This is a genomic window from Aureimonas frigidaquae (genome assembly GCF_001463905.1).
GTDB lineage: Bacteria > Pseudomonadota > Alphaproteobacteria > Rhizobiales > Rhizobiaceae > Aureimonas > Aureimonas frigidaquae.
Genome location: NZ_BBWR01000012.1, coordinates 278,222 through 298,182, shown reverse-complemented (window position 1 = coordinate 298,182; position 19,961 = coordinate 278,222). Strand labels below are relative to the sequence as shown.

Sequence of the window (19,961 nt, the reverse complement as noted above, 5' to 3'; positions counted from 1 at the left end):
GGGGCACCTTTTGATGACGGGTCGGGGGAGGCGGCCAGAGCCGCCTCCCGGGTCTGAAATGCCTTACTGCGCGCTTTCCGGACGCCAGATGGACAGCACCGAATATGTCCCGCCATCGACGCCGACGATCGAGATCGGCTTGGGCGGCACCATCGTCGCGCGTGAATAGCTGATCTCGCCGGTGACCGCCTTGAAGCCTTCGGTCTTGGCGAGCGCGTCGCGGATGGCGGAAGGCTCCGCGCTGCCCGCCGTTTCGATGGCATTGGCGATAAGGCCGACGGCGTCGTAGCCGAGTGGCGCGAAGGCATTCTCCGGCGGTGTGCCGAACTCCTTCTCGTAGGCCGCGATGAAGGCCGCGACCTCCGGCCGGTCGTCGGCAAGATAGGTGTGGGTGGAGAAATAGACCTTGTTGGCAAGGTCCGGCCCTGGCACCTCTGCCACGAGCGGCGTATCGAAGCCGTCGCCCGACAGGATCGGCAGGTCGAGGCCCGCTTCGCGGATCTGGCGCACGGTCACGCCGGCCTCGCTCGGGATGGCCGAGATGAAGACCGCGTCGGGCTGCGGGTCGAGCGCCTTCAATCGGGCGATCTGCCCCGAAAAGTCCGTATCGCCCATCATGAAGGACACATCCTCCAAGATGGTTTTGCCGCGCTCCGCGTAACGCTCCTTGAAGAAGGTCGACAGCGCCTTGGTGAAGTCCATGGAATTGTCGGTCCACACCATGACGTTGTCGAGCTTGAGCTCGTCGATCGCATAGTCGGCAATGGCGAAGGACTGGTCGTCATCGCCGAAGGCCGTCATGAACATATGGTCGCCCACCCATTCGGGCAGCTTGGGGTGCGTCGCGCCGGAGGTGACGAAGGGGATGCCGGCGCTCTGGAAGGTGGGCGCCGCAGCCATGACGAAGGTCGTGTCGCCATAGCCGATACCGGCCACGACATCGGCCGAGACGGCCTCCTGCGCCGCTGTCGCCGTGGCCCCCTGGTCCGTCCGCGTATCGTAGGCGACGATCTCGACCTGGCGGCCGTCGATGCCGCCCGCATCGTTGATCTCCTTGGCTTTGAGGCGCGCGCCGTTCAGCGCCGGCGCGTCGATGGACGACATGCCACCGGTCAGGTTGTAGAGCGCGGCAATGCGAATCGGCCCATCCTGCGCCAGCACGATGGAGGGCGCCGAGACAGTGAAGGTGGCCGCCAGGGTCAACAGGCCGGCGCCGGCGAGGAAATGTCTGCGCTTCATTGCATGCTCCTTCGTTTCGGGGGGAATGTATCGGATATCGGCTCGCCGCCGCCGAACAGCCCGCTCGGGCGCAGCAGCATGACCGCGATCAGGGTGAGCGCGATGGTGATCTGCATCAGGCCATAGGCGCCGAGATCGCGCTCGATCGGGCGCATCACCTCGCCGACGATGCTGAGGGCGATGGCCGCCACGGCAGCGCCGATCAGGCTGCCGCTGCCGCCGATGACGACCATCGCCACCAGCATGAAGGCCAAGGGTATGCCGAAGGAGGCGGGCGTCAGGTTGGTGACGAGATGCGCCCAGAGCGCGCCGCCGACACCTGCGAAGAACGCACCGAGCACGAAAGCCTTCATCCGGCCGGCCGCGCGGTCGACGCCGATGGCGGCGGCGGCAAGCTCGTTTTCGCGGATCGCCATCAGGGCGCGTCCGGGCGCCCCGTGCTTGAGGCGCCACAGGACGAAGAGCGTCAGGAGCGCCCAACCGAAGATCCAGGGCAGGGTGGACAGGCGTGGTATGCCGGAAATGCCGATGGCGCCGCGCGTGACGCCATCGGCATTGTTGACGACGACCCGCAGGATGACGATCAGCCCGATCGTGGCGACGGCAAGGTAATGACCTTTCAGGCGCAGCACGGGGAAGCCGGAGATGAGCGCCACCAGCGCGGCGAGCATGCCGCCGGCCAGCGTCGCCACGATGAACGGGGCCTCGATCCCGGCGACGGCGTCCGGCAGGGCCGGCATCATCATCGCCTTGCGGGCGGCCGGAAAGGTCAGGATCGCAGCCGTATAGCCACCGACCATCATGAAGGCCGGATGCCCGAGCGAGAACAGGCCCGTCAGCCCGTTGGAGAAGCTCAGGCTGACGGCCAGGATGATGTTGATGCCGGCAAAGCCGACCATGGTCTGCTGGAAGGGCGTCAGCACATGACCGGCCAGGAAGGCGCCGGCCATGACCAGGATGCCGGTGACGAGGAACGCCAGCCGCGCCGCAGGAACCCGCCTCATGCCCGCTCCTCCGTCGAATGGCCCATCAGGCCGGAGGGAAGAACCAGGAGCACCACGATGAGCAGGGCGAAGACGAAGGCATCGCGGTAGGCGCCGAATTCCTGCGGGAGAAGGCCCACCAGCAGCACCTCGGCAAGGCCGAGCAGAAAACCGCCCAGGACCGCCCCGGTCAGGCTTCCGACGCCACCGATCACGGCGGCCACGAAGGCCTTCAGGCCCGGAACGAAGCCCATTAGCGGGTCGACCTGGCCATAGCGCCCGCCCCAGAGAAGGCCGGCCAGCCCGGCCAGCGCGCCGCCGACGGCAAAGGCGGTCATCACCACGCGGTTGACGGGAATGCCCATCAACCGCGCCGCCGTCAGGTTTTCCGACGTGGCGCGCATGGCAATGCCCATCCGCGTGAAGCGGACGAAGTAGACCAGCCCGGCAAGGCTGACCGCCGTCGAGACGAAGATGCCAATATCCAGCATGGACAGACGCGCGCCGAACATGTCGATGCCCCCGCGCCATTCGGACGGAAGGCGCAGCGGGCGCGGCTGCGCCGACAGGAGCATGACGCCCAGGTTCTGGATCAGGATGGACACGGCAAGCGAGGTGATGAAGCCGTTCACCTGCGGAGCGCCACGCTGCGGACGGAAGACGAGCACTTCGATCAGGGCGGCCAGGGCCGCACCTGCCGCCAGCGTGGCGAGGACCGTCACCCACAGGGGCAGGCCAAGCGCCATCAGGCAGAAGACGGCGGTGAGGGCGCCGATCATCACGATGTCGCCCTGCGCGAAATTGATCAGCCGCACGATCGAGTAGATCATCGAAAAGCCGACGGCGACCAGCGCATACATGGAGCCGAGGACCAGCCCGTTGACGATCTGCTGGATGAGATAGGCGCTCATGCCGACGGCTCCGTCTCGAAGCCGAGATAGGCCTCGTGTACCTTGGGATCCTCGATCAGCTCCGCTCCCGTGCCGGACAGGACGATGGAGCCGTTTTCGATGACATAGGCCCTGTCGGCGATCTCGAGCGCCATCATGGCGTTCTGCTCGACCAGGAGCACCGTCACGCCGTCCCGGGCAATGGCCTCGACCACGTCGAAGATCCGGTCGATCATCTGGGGCGCAAGGCCCAGCGAGGGTTCGTCGAGCAGGAGAAGGCGGGGATTGGCCATCAGCGCACGCCCGATCGCCAGCATCATCTGCTCGCCGCCGGACAGATTGCCGGCCCGCATGGCGGCGCGCTCGCGCAGGATGGGGAACAGCGTATGAACGCGTTCGAGATCCTGGGCGACACGATCGTCGCGCCGCAGAAAGGCGCCCATGGCGAGGTTTTCGGCAATGGTCAGGCTGGAAAAGACCTGCCGGCCTTCCGGACATTGCGCCAGCCCCATGGAAACGATCCGCTCGGGCGGCATGCGGTGAATGGGCTTGCCGTCGAAGGTCACCGTGCCGGCCCGCGGACGCAACAGGCCGCTGATGGTCATCAGGGTCGATGTCTTGCCGGCGCCATTGCCGCCGATCAGGGCCACGATCTCGCCCTGCGCGACGGTCAGGGACAGGTTCCGCAGGACATGGGAGGGGCCGCGCCACACGTCGAGGTCGCGAAGATCAAGCATGCGCCCGGCTCCTTCGCCTGCCCAGATAGGCCGTCACCACATCGGCATTCGACCGGATCTCCTCAGGGCTGCCCTCCGCGATCAGCTTGCCCCGGTCGAGCACCTGGATGCGTTGGCACAGGCCCATGACGAGCTTCATGTCGTGCTCGACCAGGACGATGCCGATGTCGAGTGTGGCATGCAGCTCCCGCAGCATGGCCACCAATCCGGCCGTTTCGCTCGGGTTCATGCCGGCGGCCGGCTCGTCGAGGAGCAGCACTTTCGGCTCCGTAGCCAGGGCGCGCGCAATCTCCAGCTTGCGTTGATGCCCATAGGGCAGGGAGCCGGCCTTGCGATCGGCCAGATCGGCAAGCCCCACCCGTTCGAGCTGCAGGTGCGCGAATGCGTCAATATCGCGCTCGGCGTTCCGGGCGGCCGGCACGCCCATCACGGTGGCCAGCCAACCGGGGCCGCGGCGCATGGTGCAGCCGGATGCGGCATTCTGAAGAACCGACAATTGCGGAAACAGGCGAATGTTCTGGAAGGTGCGGGCAATGCCCGCCTGCGCGAAGGATTCCGGCCCCTTGCCGGTCAATTGCGTGCCCGCGCAGGAGATCGCGCCGGATGTCGGCGCAAGGACGCCGGTCAGAAGATTGAACGCCGTCGTCTTCCCCGCGCCGTTCGGCCCGATCAGGCCGACGAGCTCACGCGGCCGCAGCCTGATGCCATAGCCATCCAACGCCACGACCCCTCCGAAGCGTCGGGCCAGTCCATCGGCTTCCAGCAAGGGTGCGTCCATTCGCCCGCGCGTCGTGTTTTCGTAGGGTTGAACCGTGTCTGGAACAATGCTTACAGAAATATCTGAAACGTGCAATTCTGTATCAGATGATTTTTCAAAGGGGGTGGGTATGAGCCGGCATCCGCGGATCGTGCGCGAAGCGGTCGAGAGCGAGGGCGCATCCTACAGGGAGCGCCCTGTCGATCCGGCCCGCACCGCGATCCTGTCTGTCGACATGCAGGAGATGGAAGTCGGCCTGCGCGAGCGTGAACTGGCCCGGCAGCCGGGGACGAAGCAGAATGCGCATGCCGCCTTCTACGAGCGGGTCGCCGATGTCGTCATTCCCGCACAGCGCAAGATCCTGGCGGCAGCCCGTGCGGCCGGGGTCGAGGTCATCTTCACCGTCATCGAAAGCCTGACGGCCGATGGCCGGGACCGCAGCCTCGACCACAAGATCTCGCGCTTGCACGCCGCCAAGGGCTCTTTCGAAGCCAGGGTCATACCCGAGGTCGGGCCGCAGGGTGACGAGATCATCATCCCCAAGACGGCCTCCGGCATCTTCAACGCGACCAACATCGAATATGTGCTGCGCAATCTCGGCGTGGATTACCTCGTCATCATGGGCGTCGTCACGGATCAATGCGTGGAATCGGCGATCCGCGACGCTGCCGACCGCGGGTTCCTCGTCACGATGATCGAGGATGGCTGCGCCGCCTACGGGGACGACAACCACAGGCAGAGCGTCGAAGCGATGGACGGGCATTATGCCCGCGTGCGCACGGCCGACGCATTCGTACGCGAACTGCAGGCATCAGCTCAGAAGTAACGGGGCACGCGTGGAACCGCCGGTCGAAGGGATCGTCCGGCAGTCCACACGCATGCCGCGTGTCGGCGGTTACTGAGCGTAGACGCCTGCCTTCTGGATGAGCGGGCGCCAGAGATCGATCTGCGAGGCCAGCTTTTCCTTCAACGCATCGGGGGTCGCCTCCTCCTGCGCGGCGGGTGTCGTGCCGATATCGGCCAGGCGCTGGATCACCGTTTCATTGGCGAGCGCCTTCTTGAGCGCCGCATCCAGTGTCTGAACGATCTGCGGGTCCATGCCGGCCGGCCCGTAAAGTCCATGCCAGACGCCGACCGTCAGCTCGGGCAGGCCGGCCTCGGCGGTCGTCGGCACGTCGGGCAGGGATGCGACCCGCGTCGCGGAGGTCACGGCATAGGCCTTCACATCGCCATTGCGGATCTGCGACACCGTATTGGTGGTCTGGTCGCACATCAGGTCGACCTGGCCGCCGAGGATATCCGTCATGGCCGGTGCCGTGCCCTGGTAGGGAACGGTCACCATCTGCACCCCGGTCGCCTCCTGCAGGAGCATGCCGCACAGATGGGCCGCGCCGCCATTGCCCCCGTGGGCCAGCGTCATGGTTTCTCCATCCGCCTTGATGGCCGCGATGAGCTCGCCCATCGTGTTCGCCGCAAGGTTCTTGCGAGCGATGACAGCCATCGGTGCATCCGTGACGAGGCCGATCGGCGCGAAGTCGGCGATCGGGTCGAAGTTCAGCTTGGGATACATGGTCGGCGCCGATGCCAGGCCGATATGGTGGATGAGCAGCGTATAGCCATCCGGAGCGGCTGCCGCGACCTGGCCGGAGCCGAGCGTCCCGCCGGCGCCGCCCACGTTCTGGACCAGGATCTGTTGCCCGAGCTCATCGCTCATGGCCTGCCCGACAACGCGGGCAACCGTGTCGGTGGGGCCGCCGGCGGAGTAGGGAACCACAAGGGTGATGGGCTTATCGGGATAGGCCGATTGCGCCAGGGCGCCTGTGGCCATGGCACCGACGGCGACGAGCGAGGCGATGCATCGAGCAGTTTTCAGAAGCATGGTTTCCTCCCTTTTGCTTCTTACACAGGCTGGCATCCGCAACCGCTGTTTCGTCTTTTTCCTGTTATGCAGCGGCGCGGCTGAACTTAACGACAGGCTATGACGGCCAGGCCCAACAGGGCGATCCAGACCGTTTCGAGCAACACCAGGACAAGCGCGCGCGGACCGACCGTCGCGATCTGACCCAGCATCGTCTTCATGCCGAGTGCCGCGATGGCCGCAACCAGGGCCCAGCGCGACAGGTCGGACAGGAAGGTGGCCACGACGCCAGGGACGAGGCCCAGGCTGTTGACGATGACAAGCGCCACGAAGCCGACGAGAAAGCCGGGCAGGCCGACACGACCCTCGCCCCGTCCACGGGACACGAGGATGGAGATGACGAGCACCACGGGCACCAGCATGGCGACACGCAGGAGCTTGGTCAGCGTGGCCGCGTCACCGGCATCGGTCGATATGCTGTAGCCGGCGCCCACGACCTGCGCCACGTCGTGGATCGTCGCGCCGAGGAAGATGCCGGACTGGATGTCCGTGAACGGACCCTGCTGCAGGAGCACGGGATAGACGACCATGGCCACGGTCGACAGCGTCGTGACCATGACCACGGTGAAGATCGTATCGCTTTCCCCGCCATCCGCACGCCTGGGCAGGACCGACGCGATGGCCAGGGCCGCGGACGCGCCGCATATGCCGACCGCGCCGCCCGTCAGCACGCCGAACAGCCTGTCGAAGCCCAGGAGCCGGGCCAGGACGATGCCGGCGCCGATGGTGGTGGCAACGCCTAATACGGCTAGGATCAGCGGTGTCGGCCCCAGTGCCATGGCGTCGGACAGGGTGATCCTGACACCGAGCAGCGCCACACCCAGCCGCAGGACCGTGCGGGAGGCAAAGTCGATGCCGGGTTTGCAGGCCGACTCCGTCGACAGAAAGTTGAAGGCAATGCCGAGGAGCAGCGCGAACAGCATGACGGGGCCGCTATAATTGTCCGACAGGAAGGCTGCAGCCATGGCAATGACGACTGCCGTCAACAGGCCGGGCATGACGCTCCGCACGCGGTCCGTCATGGGGCGGAACGGCTCAGGGCTCAGATGGCGCCGGAGGCTTCGGTACATGCCAAACCTATGAGAGTTGCGACCCCGCACCAGTGCGGTCGCATCTGCGCTTGCTCAAACGACTCTGTCCATACAACCGTATAAGATATAAGAGTCAAGAGCTGAAATGGCTGTAGCGATGTGCAGCCCGGCCGGGCTAGATGACACAGAGCAGGATGTGACACAGGTGGCGACGATGGATCGGAACGAGACGGCAGGGGAAGATGCGTTGGGATTCCGGCCGCTCTATCGGCAGGTCCGCGACATGCTGGTCCGGCGGCTCGCCGATGGCATCTGGCCTGCAGGCGCGCTCCTGCCGAGCGAAATGCAGCTCGCAGCCGAGCTCGGCGTCAGCCAGGGCACGGTCCGCAAGGCGCTGGACGCGATGGCGAGCGAAAACCTCGTCGTGCGCCGGCAGGGCAAGGGAACGTTCGTCGCCACGCATGACGAAGAGCGGATCATGTTCCAGTTCTTCAAGCTGGTGCCCGATTCCGGGCAGCGCGTGTTCCCGGACAGTCAGGTCCTGTCCGTCGCGCGGTCGCGCGCCAATGCCGGTGAGCAGGAGGTTCTGAACCTCAGTCGCATGAGCGAAGTGGTCCGGATCACCCGCTTGCGCTCCATTGCGGGGCGGCCCGCCATCGTGGAGACGATCAGCCTTCCGGCTGATACGTTCCGTGAGATCGAGGTGATGGAGCTGCCCAACAATCTCTACGGCCTCTACGCCCTCCACTTCGGCGTCACGATCGCCAAGTCCGACGAAAAGCTGAAGGCGGTGGCCGCCACGGCGGACGAGGCCGCGGCCCTGCAGCTTCCGCCCGGCGCGCCGGTCCTGCAGATTTCGCGCATCGCCTATTCGCTGGACGGAGCTCCGGTGGAATGGCGCCTGAGCACCTGCAACACCGACGCCCAACACTATCACTCCGAACTGCGTTGACCGCGAAGGGCACCGCGCCACCCCGCCAAGCGTCGCTTGACCCCGTTGAGATAAAGTGTCTTATATAAGACATGAGCGGTGGTCAGCCGCTTTCGATGCGGAGGAAAGACGATGAGCGCAGCAGAAGCCGTGCAGCACGGGGCCGGGGGCAGGAACCCGCATGTCCTGGCGCACAGTCCCAAGGACAATGTCGCCGTCGCGGTGATCGAAGGCCTTGCGGCGAACACCCGGGCCTTCGGCGTCGTGACCGAGAACGACACCACCTTCGAAGTGGACGTGAAGCACGACATTCCGATCGGCCACAAGGTTGCGCTGACGGAGCTGAAGGTCGGCGACACGCTGATCAAGTACGGACAGGATATCGGCAAGGTCGTCGCGCCGATCGCCAAGGGCGAGCATGTCCACACGCAGAACGCCAAGACCAAGCGCTGGTGAGCCGGGATGTCCAAGACCATGACCAATGAGACCATTGCCGATCCCTTCGTGGGCGGCGCGCCCGACCAGTTCGCCACCGCGCTCCTTTCGGGCGAACGTGCTTCGTCCGACTATGCCAACGCCACCTTCATGGGCTGGCGGCGGGAAAACGGCCGCGTCGGCGTTCGCAATCACGTCGTCATCCTGCCGCTGGACGATCTGTCCAACGCCGCCTGCGAGGCGGTCGCCCATCAGGTCAAGGGCACGCTCGCCTTGCCGCATGCCTATGGCCGCCTGCAGTTCGGCGAGGATCTGGAACTGCATTTCCGCACGCTGATCGGCATCGGCTCCAACCCCAACGTTGCCGCCGTGGTGGTGATCGGCATCGAGGACCAGTGGACCAACCGCGTGGTGGAGGGTATCGCCCGCACGGGCAAGCCCGTCATCGGCTTCGGGATCGAAGGCCATGGCGATATCGCCACCATTGCCAAGGCCAGCTACCAGGCCAAGCGCTTCGTGCAATGGGCGACCGAGCTTGCCCGCGAAGAGTGCCCCGTTTCCGATCTGTGGGTCTCCACCAAATGCGGAGAGTCCGACACGACGACGGGCCTCTCTTCATGCCCGACGGTCGGCAACATGTACGACAAGCTCATTCCGCAGGGCATCTACGGCGTGTTCGGCGAAACCTCCGAGATCACCGGCGCCGAGCATCTGTGCAAGGAGCGCGCGGCATCACCCGAGGTGGCGGAGAAGTGGTACGCCATGTGGAAGGCCTATCAGGACGACGTGATCGAAGCGCACAAGACCGACGATCTGTCCGACTCCCAGCCGACCAAGGGCAACATTGCCGGCGGGCTGACGACGATCGAGGAGAAGGCGCTCGGCAATCTCGAGAAGATCGGCCATGATTGCACCTACATCGACGCTCTGGAGCCGGCGGAAGCGCCCGCCAAGGGGCCCGGCCTGTATTTCATGGACACCTCTTCCGCCGCCGCCGAATGCGTGACGCTCATGGCCGCCGCGGGCTACGTGGTTCACACCTTCCCGACGGGCCAGGGCAATGTGATCGGCAACCCGATCGTGCCGGTCATCAAGATCACCGGCAATCCGCGTACGGTGCGCACGATGGGCGAGCATATCGACGTGGACGTGTCCGGCGTTCTGCGGCGTGACATGACCATCTCCGATGCGGGCGACGCGCTCATCGACATGGTGGTGCGCACGGCCAATGGCCGCCTGACGGCGGCAGAGGCGCTCGGGCACCGCGAATTCGTGATGACCAAGCTCTATCGCAGCGCCTGATCGTGCCTGCAGGACCCGGCCCCTTACGGCCGGGTCCTGACCCAGCATGCTGGCCGGATCTTGGGACAAGGGAATGCCATGCGCAGAATCGTCGTTTCCGAATTCATGGACGAAGCCATCCTTCGCCAGGGGCTGGAGGGGTGTGAGATTGCCTATGACCCCGGCCTCGTCGACCGGCCGGACGAACTGGCCGTACTGGTTGCAGAGGCGGACGCGCTGATCGTGCGCAACCGCACGCGCGTCACCGCCGCGCTCCTGTCCGGTGCGGCGCGCCTCAAGGCCGTGGGCCGGCTCGGCGTCGGGCTCGACAATATCGACCTGGAAGCCTGCCGCAGCCGCAACATCGCGGTGCTGCCGGCGCGCGGCGCCAATGACGTATCGGTTGCCGAATATGTCGTCTCCGTTTCCCTGCAGCTTCTGCGCGGCGCCTACGGCGCGACATCCGCCATGGCCGATGGCGCGTGGCCGCGCGCGGCCCTGTCGGATGGTGGGGAAATCATGGGCCGCACGCTCGGCCTCATCGGATTCGGCTCCATCGCACGGGAGACGGCCCGCCGTTGCGCGGCCCTCGGCATGCGGGTCACGGCATACGATCCGCTCCTGCCGGCCGGAGACGCTGCCTGGACCATGCCCTTCGGCAGGGTCGAACGGGTCGAGCTTGCCGAACTCATCGCGCAAAGCGACGTGATCTCGCTCCACGTACCCTTGACGGACGACACCCGAAGAATGATCGACGCCGCGGCCATCGGCGCCATGAAGCCGGGCGCGATCCTGATCAATGCGGCACGCGGGGGCATTGTCGACGAGGCTGCGCTGGCAGAGGCGCTGCGCGCCGGCCGGATCGGCGGCGCGGCGCTGGACGTGTTCGAGAACGAACCGCTGCCGAAGGAGGACGCGGCGCGGTTCAAAGGCATCGACAGGCTGATCCTGACACCGCACATCGCCGGCTTGAGCGCTGAATCGAACCTGCGTGTATCGAAGGTCGTCGTGGATGCCGTCCGAAACTGCCTCGAGGGGAACTGACACCATGCCGATACTGGCTTTGGCTGACGTTCAGCAGCGTGTGCAAGAGGCCTTCGTGCGGTGCGGAACATCCCGAACCACTGCACACAGCGTGGCACGGGCTCTCGTGCTGGCAGAGGCCGATGGCTTCAAGGGGCACGGCCTGTCGCGCTTCGGCAGTTACGCGGCGCAGGTGCGGGCCGGCAAGATCGACGGCACCGCCGAACCGACCCGGAACCCGGTGCGGCCGGGCCTTGTCCTGGTGGATGCCGCCTTCGGCTTCGCCTATCCGGCGCTCGATCTGTCGGTCGAAACGCTGGTCGATCTCGCCCCCGCGCAGGGGATCGCCTGCGCCGCCATCCATCGCTCCCATCATTGCGGATCGGCGGGGCTCTATGCCGAAGCTCTGGCACGGCGCGGGCTGGTCGCGCTGTTGTTTGCCAACACCCCTGCGGCCATGGCGCCGTGGGGCGGGCGCCGCGCCGTCTTCGGGACCAATCCCATCGCCTTCGCCTGCCCGGTGCCAGGTCGCGAGCCGATCGTGGTGGATATGGCGCTCAGCAAGGTGGCGCGCGGCAACATCATGGCGGCCAAAACGCGCGGGGAGCCCATACCGGAAGGCTGGGCCTTCGATGCGAACGGCCAGCCGACGCAGGATGCCGACGCCGCCCTAGCCGGGACCATGGCCCCGCTGGGCGACGCCAAGGGCGTTGCGCTCGCCCTCATGGTGGAGCTTCTCGCAGGCGGGCTGACAGGCGCCAATTATGCGCAGGAAGCGTCCTCCTTCCTGGATGCGGCGGGCGACCCGCCCGGAACAGGCCAACTCATCATCGCCATGGACCCGGCCGCCTTCGGCACCGACCCGGCCCGCTTCGCCGTGCTGGCCGACGCGATCGAGGGGCAGGACGGCGCGCGACTGCCCGGCGCACGACGCCTTGCCGCAAGACAGGCGGCCGAGCGCGACGGGATCCTGGTGCCCGATGCCATCCTGGACGAACTCGCCGCCTGACCGGTCAAAGAGTGACTGCCCCGCTATTCCGGTTCGGCAATCGGCTTCGGTGACGAACAGGTCGGCGATTGCCGGTCTGATATGCGGACGACCTGCCGGGGATCCGGATCCGCTTCGGCCCTGATGGCCAAGGTAGGATGAGCGAGAGATGTTCGATCACCGCTTTGCCGGTCGCTGACCGTCAGGCTCTATGACCTCTGGTTCGGTCAACCACACCATAAATGACGCGGACATTTCAACCTCGGCTATAGGGTGCCTCGCAAGCTTTGCGTCAGATTACCCCCCCCGCAAAGTGGGCTGTATCAGCGCCTTACGGTTCATAGGAGAATAATATAAGGGCCATGCCGAATATTGGACGCTACGCATTCACATTTGAATTCAACGCTAGATGATTAGTTGGATGTACCAAATCGTAGAAATAATATCGATCTTACAAAGGGTTGTCTAAGCTAATATTCAGAGAAAAATGCCTTCTAAAGAGCACGATTCATAAGATTTCCTGAGGACCAAAACTGAAACAAACTAGGGATAGGTTCCGCCGCTCAAAAAATATCTACAGTTCGGCAACGCCCTGGACCGGTAGTTGAAGCGGGAGCAACCTTTCGGCGTTTATGCCATCGCGTGAGCAGGCATAGCCGTTTCCATCCTCACTACTCTTCTTGCGGGTGCGACATACTGTCTGCATAAATACGTTGGATAGCAGGCCGTCGGGCGTGATTCCAGAGTTGAGCTCGTTCAGTGGAGAGGTTGGCAGGCGTGAGTTTTGATCTGGCGACCAATCCATTCATCGCGCTGGGGCTGGCGACGGATGCGGACGTTCATGCGACAACCGATCAGATCCAAGACGCAATCGATGACGGAGTGGTCGGCGAGGATAAAGCCAATAGGATACGGCAGGTACTCACGACCCCGCGGTTGCGGATTGACGCGGAACTGGGTGCGCTCCTCGATGTTGAGCCAAAGCTTGCAAGCAGTATCAGCTCGGCCCTGCGCAAGCAGCACAAGGTGGAAGATCTAGAGCCCTTCGTTCGATCCCTTCACTCCCTGCCTCGATCAAACCTCCTGGCGCACCTCGCCTCCGTGTTCGGCTCCGAACGCAACTACCTTATGGATTTATACGAAGCGCAGGAAGCGTGCGCGGTGGGGTCCGTACTGGACGCCGTAAATGACGAGCGCACAAAAGCCTCCCTTCCTCCCGCGGACCGAAAGTCGGTTGAGGCAGCGCTTGAAGCTCTTTTTCGACGTCAGATGCAGGCTGCTGTCGATGGCATCAGCGACCCGGAAAGCCGTGCGACGGCCGTCGTCGACCTCGTTACCGTAACGGTGGCGTTCTCGGACCGTGACTTCGATCGCTTGGATGCGGTGGTCGACATCTACGCTCAATCAGTGGTTGGTGAACTGTCGCGGCGCGAGGAGCAGGTACAGTCGCGCATCCAGAGGGTTCGGGACGGCAAGCGCGGCGACACGGATCTGGCAACCCTGCGCGACGCGGTCGCCCGCTGGATGTCCCTAACCCGACCGATGCAGCTACTCGATGAAGGGAAAGGCCGTGACGAGCCGCGCACACGGGAGCTCTACGAGCAGTTCAACAATCTCGGCGTCTCGGTCGCGAACGACGATGGCGACAGTGCGACAGCGCTGCGCCTGCTTCACATCGCCCACGAGATGTTCGATGCCCTACCAGGCGCTGTGGAGCAGATCGATGACAATATACGGATCGTTCGAGGCAATCTCGCCTTTCAGAAGCTGCAACCCCTCATACGCGGGATCGAGGACGCCGAAACAAATGTGCACGGGCTCAACCGCGATCTGAAAAGGTGGGGTTTCGAAGGCGGGCGAAAGGGAAAGGGCGCAGAGCTGCATGGGCTTTTTGTGGCCGCCGTCGACGCAACGAAGGGAACGGAAGTCGAGGAGCGGCCGTGGGAAATTATTCGGGGGCTCGCAGTTCGACTGACGAATGAGCACAAGTTTGCCGAGTCGTCGGCCGCGCTCCTGCGTGGAGCTTTGCGCCATGCTCAAACGGTCGCCCCTCCGAAGGATGCTCTTGAGCGTTTGCGGTCCGACTTTGCTACCCTGACGGACAACCTCGCCCTCATGAGCGTGACAGCGCACGTGTCCGGTGGACGCCTGGGTCTGGCGCTCAATGAGGCGATGCAAGCGCGAGCGGCGACCCGGGACGAGGACAACAAACGCATATTCGGGGAGCTCGTAGAGGCGATCCAAAAGCGTAAGTCCTCACGGAGAGTGAAGCTGTGGGTGTTCGGCGTGATTGCCGCGTTCGTCGGGTTCGTGATCCTGAATGATCACCTGGAAGCTCAAGGCCGAAGGCCCTCGACGACGCGGAGCTCCAGCGCAGTATCGACGGCATCGCAACCGCCACTCGCCGGGCATGAATTGGATAGCGAAGCCTCCATACCCCGGATCGGCGACACAAGCGCGCTGACGAAATCTGAACTGCGGTGGTGTCGCTTCCAGAGTTTCAGGCTTGATGAGGCGATGAAAGGCCAGGCGTCGCTGTCTTACGCGCAGAACGAGCGCCTCAACGGGTTCATTGATGAATGGAATCAGCGCTGCGTTGATAGGCAGTACAGAAATGGCGACTGGTCAGCGCTCGACACCGAGCTATCGACGCGCCGAGCGATCCTGGAATTCGAGGGAAGGAACCTTGCAAAATGAGTTCGGAGATCGGTTCTCAAGAGGTGCGCGCGCTCGCCGCGCTTGCGGTCGAGTACTGGAAAATTTGCCGCGCGTTCGAGCGTCTGATCGCAAGCGCGCCAGAAAGCCAGCACAATCGGCTGAACTCACAGGCGCGTTACGCTGGCGAGCGCCTGACGGCGATCCTCTCCGAGAACGGCATGGCGGTCGTCGACTTCGACGAGCGGGCCTTCGAAGTCGGACTGGCAGCCACCGCTGTGAATGCCGACGACTTCCATTCCGACGACGATCTCGTTGTGGAGCGAACCCTCGAACCTGCAGTCATTTTCGGCACAACCCCCATCGCGACCGGTAAGGTCTTCTTGAGGAAGGCGCACTGACATGTATCTCGGCATCGACCTTGGAACCTCGAACTCGGCGATCTATGGCAACACGGGCGACGCGCTGCGCCTGTTCAAGACATCGGAGGGCACTGACGTCCTACGCAGTGCGATCATGCTGGATCGGCGTGGACAGCTGCTGGTGGGCAAGCGCGCCTACGACCAAGCGGCCTTCTCCCCGGAGAACGTCCAGCAAGGCTTCAAACGCCTGATGGGCACCAGCAGTCCGGTCCGGTTCGCGGCCGCCAATCGAGAGATGAGCCCAGAGGATGCGAGCTCGGAAATTATCAAAGCGCTGCTCGGCCAAGCTCGAGCCGCCGCCGGCGACTTTGAAATCGAGGGCGCAGTCATCACCATTCCTGCTGCTTTCAACCAAATGCAGTCCGAGGCGACCATGCGAGCTGCGGAGGCCGCAGGGCTAACCAGGGTCGGGCTTCTCCAGGAGCCGGTGGCGGCGGCCATGGCGGCCATCGCCGGTACGTCAAACAAGAATGGGCAGTTTCTTGTCTACGACCTCGGAGGCGGAACGTTCGACGTCGCGATCGTTCAGAGCGTCGGCGGGGCGGTAAACGTCGTAGCCCACGCTGGCATAAACATGCTGGGCGGTCGAGACTTCGATCGCGCCCTGATTGACAACGTCGTCCGGCCGTGGCTCGCCCAGAACTTCCACCTTCCGGAGAGTTTCCAGACCGACCCGAGATACAAGCGCATCCTGAGCGTTGCCCAGTATCGCGCGGAAATTACGAAGATCGCGCTGTCGACACAGACAACAGACCGGATTTTCGCGGACGAGAATCAAGTGGGCGTGCAAGATCTTGATGGGAACGAGGTGTATCTCGATGTGGAGGTGCATCGCTCGGATCTCGAAAGACTCGTCGTGGAGAACCTCGACCGCACGATTGAGCTCTGCCGCCACCTGATCACAGATAACAGCTACAACCCGGACGACATTGACCGCATCGTCTTCATCGGCGGTCCGAGCATGATGCCAATTACCCGCGAGCGTGTCTCGCACCAACTCGGGATCGCGGCGGACCTGAAGACAGACCCGATGACCGCCGTCGCGATGGGTGCGGCGATTTTCGCCGAGGGGCGCGACTGGAGCGGTAGTGTCTCGAAGGCGAAGGCGACGCGTGGTTCGGCCCGCAGCACTGGTGCTGTCGAGTTGCGCTACGACTATCCCGCTCGGACGGCGGACAGCCGCGTGCGCCTTCGGGTACGGCCGGCCCCCGACGTCGAGCTCGGCCATCGCGTTCAAGTAAGCGGCAAAGATGGCTGGACCTCCGGTCAGGTCGAGATCTCCGGGACGACCGCGATCAATGACATTCCGGTCCCTAACAACGGCGCCAACGACTTCGAGATCATAGTTTATGACCCAACGGGCGCTGTCGTGCCGAACGCCGGGGCCAAGATTTCCATCATGCGAGCGGGTTCCAACGCAGGCGGTATCCCTGCGACGAAGACGATCGGCGTGAAGGTCCTCGAGGGGTTGCACGGATTCGGCCGCAACAGCCTTCTACCTCTGCTTGAAAAGGGAACGATTCTACCGAACAGCGGGACACTTCAGTTGCGAGCCGCCAAGGACCTGCGATCCGGAGGGACCGATTCTATCGACTTCGACCTTTACGAGATCGAGGACGGGGTCGACGATCCTGAGTTGTCATTGAACATCGGCATGTTCCGGATCTTGCCCGGCGATCTCGAGCAAGGGGACATCATCCGGCGGGGCGACGAAATCAATTGCCATTGGCAGATGAGTGACAGCAACATCCTGACTTGCAAGCTGGAGGTGCCGGCCATCAGCAAGACGTTCGATTCCGGACGGATGTACGTCCCGACCAGCGGCGCGCAGAACTTCGAAGGGGCCGAGGGCGATAAGATCGCATCGGCGATGGTCAATCAGGCGACGAGCGATCTCAACTCGTTGAAGGACATGCTCGGATCCGTTGCCAATGATGACGCGGCCGACCTGTCAAGGCGGATCGACAAACAGCGCGCCGCCCTTGAAGGGTCCTGGGAGGCAGATACGCGCCGGTCGATCACCGAGGAGGCGCGTGCAATCCGCCAGGATATTGCGCGTGTGCGCAATAGGCCCGAATTTATGAGCCACAAACTCGGAGCAAGCATTCGACAGTTCAGAAACATCTACGAAAACGAAGTTCGTCAGTTTGCCGACGATCGGACGAAGGCCCGCGTTCATCGGCTTATCGAACATGCGGAGGAAGCGGTTAATCGCGGTACGCCCAGTTCACTGAAAGATGCCGAGGCTTCACTGAAGGAGGCTTGGATGGTCATCGGTCCAGTTCTTCGCGAAAGCCCCGTATTCGTCATGGGCTACTACGAATCCGTACGAAATCGTCGGGAACTGGCCGCAGACAAGGCTCTGCACGACCGTCTCGTCGAGCAGGCGGAGGCAGCGATCCTTGCGGACGACATCCAAGCTCTTCGGGCAATGGTTGTTGCGCTCGATGATAACCTTATCTCCGTGCCGATCGGCGGCGAGGCAGCAGAACTGGCTGGACTGATGCGTCGATAGGCTCGGCGTATGGAAGCCCCTGACGGAGCGTGCATGATGGGCCCGGCCTGTCCCCATGGTCGAAGGTGTATTTTAAATTCGTCGACCACCCTCAACCGTTCCTCTGAACGCTGCAGGCAGCGCGGAAGGCATCGTGATCGGGGGCGCTCCGGGGTGGTAGGGCTAATGGAGACTCTGCGGCTTGCAGACCGACCAGCTGCGATGGAGGATGTGCCAATCGTGGACACAAGCTCTTCGCCATCGTTGACCACGTTGCGGACTACTCGCCCGAACTTGGCGTCGAGACAACCCACTTAGTGTTCCGGGAGTGTTTCATGCGGAGCTAGCCGCAGGACCATTTGGTACCGCCCGACGGTAAAGATCGGGCGATTGTTAGTTCAAGTTTCGGCTGATCTATCGGGCTTCCCGGACTGATCCGGTGAATTGGTGCCCAGGAAAGGATCGGGCCCGATTGCTCTAAAATCAAGACAAAACAACGACTTATCAGCGCCGCACGCGCGAGTTTTGTATCACCGTATTGTAGCTACACGCAAGCGTGTGTGGTCCCGGAGTGGCGGATAGGTGCCGCGTGCCGGTGATGCAAAAAATGCCTCATTTACTTAAATTGCTGCGTCGCTAGGCTTCCATAGTCTAGTCGCATAGGATTGATTACAGCAATCCGTCGTGTCGCTGCACAGAAGATTTCAAGCGGCTTTCTGGCCCAATGAAAGCATATTCGACCGTCAGTCTATATGGTCATGTCCGCCGATACGCCCCGGCCGCCAATAGCCTTCCGCAGATATCGCGGATTTTTCGAAACCGCAGGACAGCAGATAGTGACGCTGGCTGCGGACTGCGGCGGTTTCCCCAACAATGTAGGCGTGACGGCCGACGGAAGGTGATGGTGCCATCTCGCGGAGCGCCAAGTTGACCGCTTCGCCTGCCGAGGCGCCATTGGAGCGGACGAGCCATCGGATATCTATTCCCGGGCGGACCGGCCAAGGCTGTTGATCCGACGGGGCGCCGATTTCGACGAGAGCCGTCGCCCTTGCCGCTTGAGGCATCGCCTCGAGCATCGACAAGACGGCAGGCAGGCCGGTTTCGTCCGCAAGCAAAAGATGGTCGTGAATCTCCTGCTTAAGAGTTACATGACCGCGCGGACCCACGGCCAAAACCCTATCGCCGGGCCGGGCATTCCGCGCCCACCTATTGGCCGGGCTATCGCCATGCAGGACGACGTCTATATCGATCAGTCGCTGGGCCTCATGATATTTCCGCACGGTATAATGCCGGCACGCCGGTTCATCGCCGTCGCCTGGTAGAACCAGAATCAGACTTTGTCCCGGCTTGGACGCGAAGGGCTCCTCGCTCGATAAACACAGTGAGACGCGGCGCATGGCTGGAGTAACCACGGTGGCTTCCACCACCTCCAGCATCAACGGGTTGCCCTTCCGCAACAACCGTTCCGGTATGGTGGGGGCCGGCCTCAAGCAACTGGACCCTGATAGAGCGACAAACTCATTTCCCCTTTGCCGAAGCGCAACCGGCTGGTGACGTACGAGCCTTCGGCTATATGGGCCAGAAACGGATCATCCTGTGACAGATGGTCCGTGTTGTCGGCTACGACGAGCGCGTTCGACCCAAGCTTTCCTTCCAGCATCAGGAGAATGGGCAGGTACAGTTCCTTGGCACCGTCCAGAAACAGGAGGTTGATGCCCGGGGCAACCTTGAGGAGCGTTTCACGGGCATCGCCGACCCTGATTTCACAGGAATCCGAAAGACCTGCTTCGGCAATCGACCGATTGGCCTTCTCCGCCTTTTCCGGGTGATATTCCGAGCCGACGACAGTGCCGCCGGTCAAGTGCGCGGCACTTGCAAGATAGAGGGTCGAGATTCCGAAGGAGGAACCAAACTCGACGATGTTGCGCGCTTTGCTTGCAACGGCAATCGAGAACAGGAAGCGGCCCTGGTCCGGTCCGATGGAAAGATAGGCGGTTCTGTGCCTTTCCGACGTTCGAAAGTCCACCACCGCGCCGGCTTCGGATGGCCACGCACCGGCTGCGCGGGCTGCTGCGCGCTGCTGCCGGGCCAGAAGATGCTCTCGCTCGATGACGTCGCGTACTTCCTTCGGTGCGGTAATTGGCCGAATTTGCATTGCGTTGTCCTCCGGTGGCCCA

General features: G+C 63.5%; 18 protein-coding genes. 9 read left to right on the top strand and 9 right to left on the bottom strand.

Going from position 1 to position 19,961, the window contains the following annotated elements:
* Positions 1 to 63: 63 nt before the first annotated feature.
* The 5 genes from AUL30_RS13920 to AUL30_RS13900 are packed head-to-tail and all read right to left on the bottom strand — an operon-like array spanning position 64 to position 4,627.
* Positions 64 to 1,239, bottom strand: a complete 1,176-nt coding sequence (locus AUL30_RS13920; protein WP_062228488.1) for an ABC transporter substrate-binding protein — start codon at positions 1,237 to 1,239, stop codon at positions 64 to 66.
* Positions 1,236 to 2,243: a branched-chain amino acid ABC transporter permease gene (locus AUL30_RS13915; protein WP_062228487.1), complete on the bottom strand. Its 1,008-nt coding sequence runs from the start codon at positions 2,241 to 2,243 to the stop codon at positions 1,236 to 1,238. The genes AUL30_RS13920 and AUL30_RS13915 overlap by 4 nt, the downstream gene beginning before the upstream one ends.
* Positions 2,240 to 3,133 carry a branched-chain amino acid ABC transporter permease gene (locus tag AUL30_RS13910; RefSeq protein WP_062228486.1) on the bottom strand — a complete coding sequence of 298 codons (894 nt, stop codon included), beginning with the start codon at positions 3,131 to 3,133 and terminating at the stop codon, positions 2,240 to 2,242. The genes AUL30_RS13915 and AUL30_RS13910 overlap by 4 nt, the downstream gene beginning before the upstream one ends.
* Positions 3,130 to 3,849, bottom strand: a complete 720-nt coding sequence (locus AUL30_RS13905; protein ID WP_062228485.1) for an ABC transporter ATP-binding protein — start codon at positions 3,847 to 3,849, stop codon at positions 3,130 to 3,132. The genes AUL30_RS13910 and AUL30_RS13905 overlap by 4 nt, the downstream gene beginning before the upstream one ends.
* Positions 3,842 to 4,627 (bottom strand): ABC transporter ATP-binding protein, encoded by a 786-nt coding sequence (locus AUL30_RS13900; RefSeq protein WP_062228484.1) that lies wholly within the window; start codon positions 4,625 to 4,627, stop codon positions 3,842 to 3,844. The genes AUL30_RS13905 and AUL30_RS13900 overlap by 8 nt, the downstream gene beginning before the upstream one ends.
* A 109-nt stretch (positions 4,628 to 4,736) precedes the next feature.
* Between AUL30_RS13900 and AUL30_RS13895 the strand changes: the two genes are divergently transcribed.
* Entirely contained in the window at positions 4,737 to 5,432 is a 696-nt protein-coding gene (locus AUL30_RS13895; RefSeq protein ID WP_062228483.1) for a cysteine hydrolase family protein, read from the top strand.
* A gap of 69 nt (positions 5,433 to 5,501) precedes the next feature.
* On the opposite strand, the gene AUL30_RS13890 is transcribed toward AUL30_RS13895, so the two are convergent.
* Both AUL30_RS13890 and AUL30_RS13885 read right to left on the bottom strand, forming a co-directional pair.
* On the bottom strand, positions 5,502 to 6,485 hold the full coding sequence (locus AUL30_RS13890; protein WP_062228482.1) for a tripartite tricarboxylate transporter substrate-binding protein: 984 nt from the start codon (positions 6,483 to 6,485) through the stop codon (positions 5,502 to 5,504).
* Positions 6,486 to 6,571: 86 nt separating this feature from the next.
* Positions 6,572 to 7,594 carry a YeiH family protein gene (locus tag AUL30_RS13885; protein ID WP_244490831.1) on the bottom strand — a complete coding sequence of 341 codons (1,023 nt, stop codon included), beginning with the start codon at positions 7,592 to 7,594 and terminating at the stop codon, positions 6,572 to 6,574.
* 175 nt (positions 7,595 to 7,769) lie between these two features.
* Here AUL30_RS13885 and AUL30_RS13880 point away from each other — a divergent pair, with 175 nt between their 5' ends.
* The 8 genes from AUL30_RS13880 to AUL30_RS13845 all read left to right on the top strand — a co-directional run bounded on the left by AUL30_RS13880 (position 7,770) and on the right by AUL30_RS13845 (position 17,805).
* The gene (locus tag AUL30_RS13880) at positions 7,770 to 8,507 is read left to right on the top strand and encodes a GntR family transcriptional regulator (RefSeq protein ID WP_062228480.1); all 738 of its coding nucleotides are present in this window, start codon (positions 7,770 to 7,772) and stop codon (positions 8,505 to 8,507) included.
* A gap of 111 nt (positions 8,508 to 8,618) precedes the next feature.
* On the top strand, positions 8,619 to 8,942 hold the full coding sequence (locus AUL30_RS13875) for a UxaA family hydrolase (protein WP_062228479.1): 324 nt from the start codon (positions 8,619 to 8,621) through the stop codon (positions 8,940 to 8,942).
* 18 nt (positions 8,943 to 8,960) lie between these two features.
* A complete protein-coding gene (locus AUL30_RS13870) occupies positions 8,961 to 10,223 on the top strand; it encodes a UxaA family hydrolase (RefSeq protein WP_062228544.1) in 1,263 nt (420 codons plus the stop codon).
* A gap of 78 nt (positions 10,224 to 10,301) precedes the next feature.
* On the top strand, positions 10,302 to 11,246 hold the full coding sequence (locus AUL30_RS13865) for a hydroxyacid dehydrogenase (protein ID WP_062228478.1): 945 nt from the start codon (positions 10,302 to 10,304) through the stop codon (positions 11,244 to 11,246).
* 4 nt (positions 11,247 to 11,250) lie between these two features.
* Positions 11,251 to 12,234, top strand: a complete 984-nt coding sequence (locus AUL30_RS13860; RefSeq protein WP_062228477.1) for an Ldh family oxidoreductase — start codon at positions 11,251 to 11,253, stop codon at positions 12,232 to 12,234.
* A 756-nt stretch (positions 12,235 to 12,990) separates the two neighbouring features.
* A complete protein-coding gene (locus AUL30_RS13855) occupies positions 12,991 to 14,910 on the top strand; it encodes a hypothetical protein (protein WP_157070157.1) in 1,920 nt (639 codons plus the stop codon).
* Positions 14,907 to 15,269: a hypothetical protein gene (locus AUL30_RS13850; protein ID WP_062228475.1), complete on the top strand. Its 363-nt coding sequence runs from the start codon at positions 14,907 to 14,909 to the stop codon at positions 15,267 to 15,269. Before AUL30_RS13855 ends, AUL30_RS13850 begins: the two co-directional genes overlap by 4 nt.
* A 1-nt stretch (position 15,270) precedes the next feature.
* A complete protein-coding gene (locus AUL30_RS13845) occupies positions 15,271 to 17,805 on the top strand; it encodes an Hsp70 family protein (RefSeq protein ID WP_062228474.1) in 2,535 nt (844 codons plus the stop codon).
* Between the two features lie 722 nt (positions 17,806 to 18,527).
* Here AUL30_RS13845 and AUL30_RS19450 read toward each other — a convergent pair.
* Positions 18,528 to 19,220, bottom strand: coding sequence for a siderophore-interacting protein (locus tag AUL30_RS19450; RefSeq protein ID WP_083507936.1), 693 nt, complete (start codon positions 19,218 to 19,220; stop codon positions 18,528 to 18,530).
* 50 nt (positions 19,221 to 19,270) lie between these two features.
* Entirely contained in the window at positions 19,271 to 19,939 is a 669-nt protein-coding gene (locus AUL30_RS13830) for an O-methyltransferase (RefSeq protein ID WP_083507935.1), read from the bottom strand.
* Positions 19,940 to 19,961: the final 22 nt, after the last annotated feature.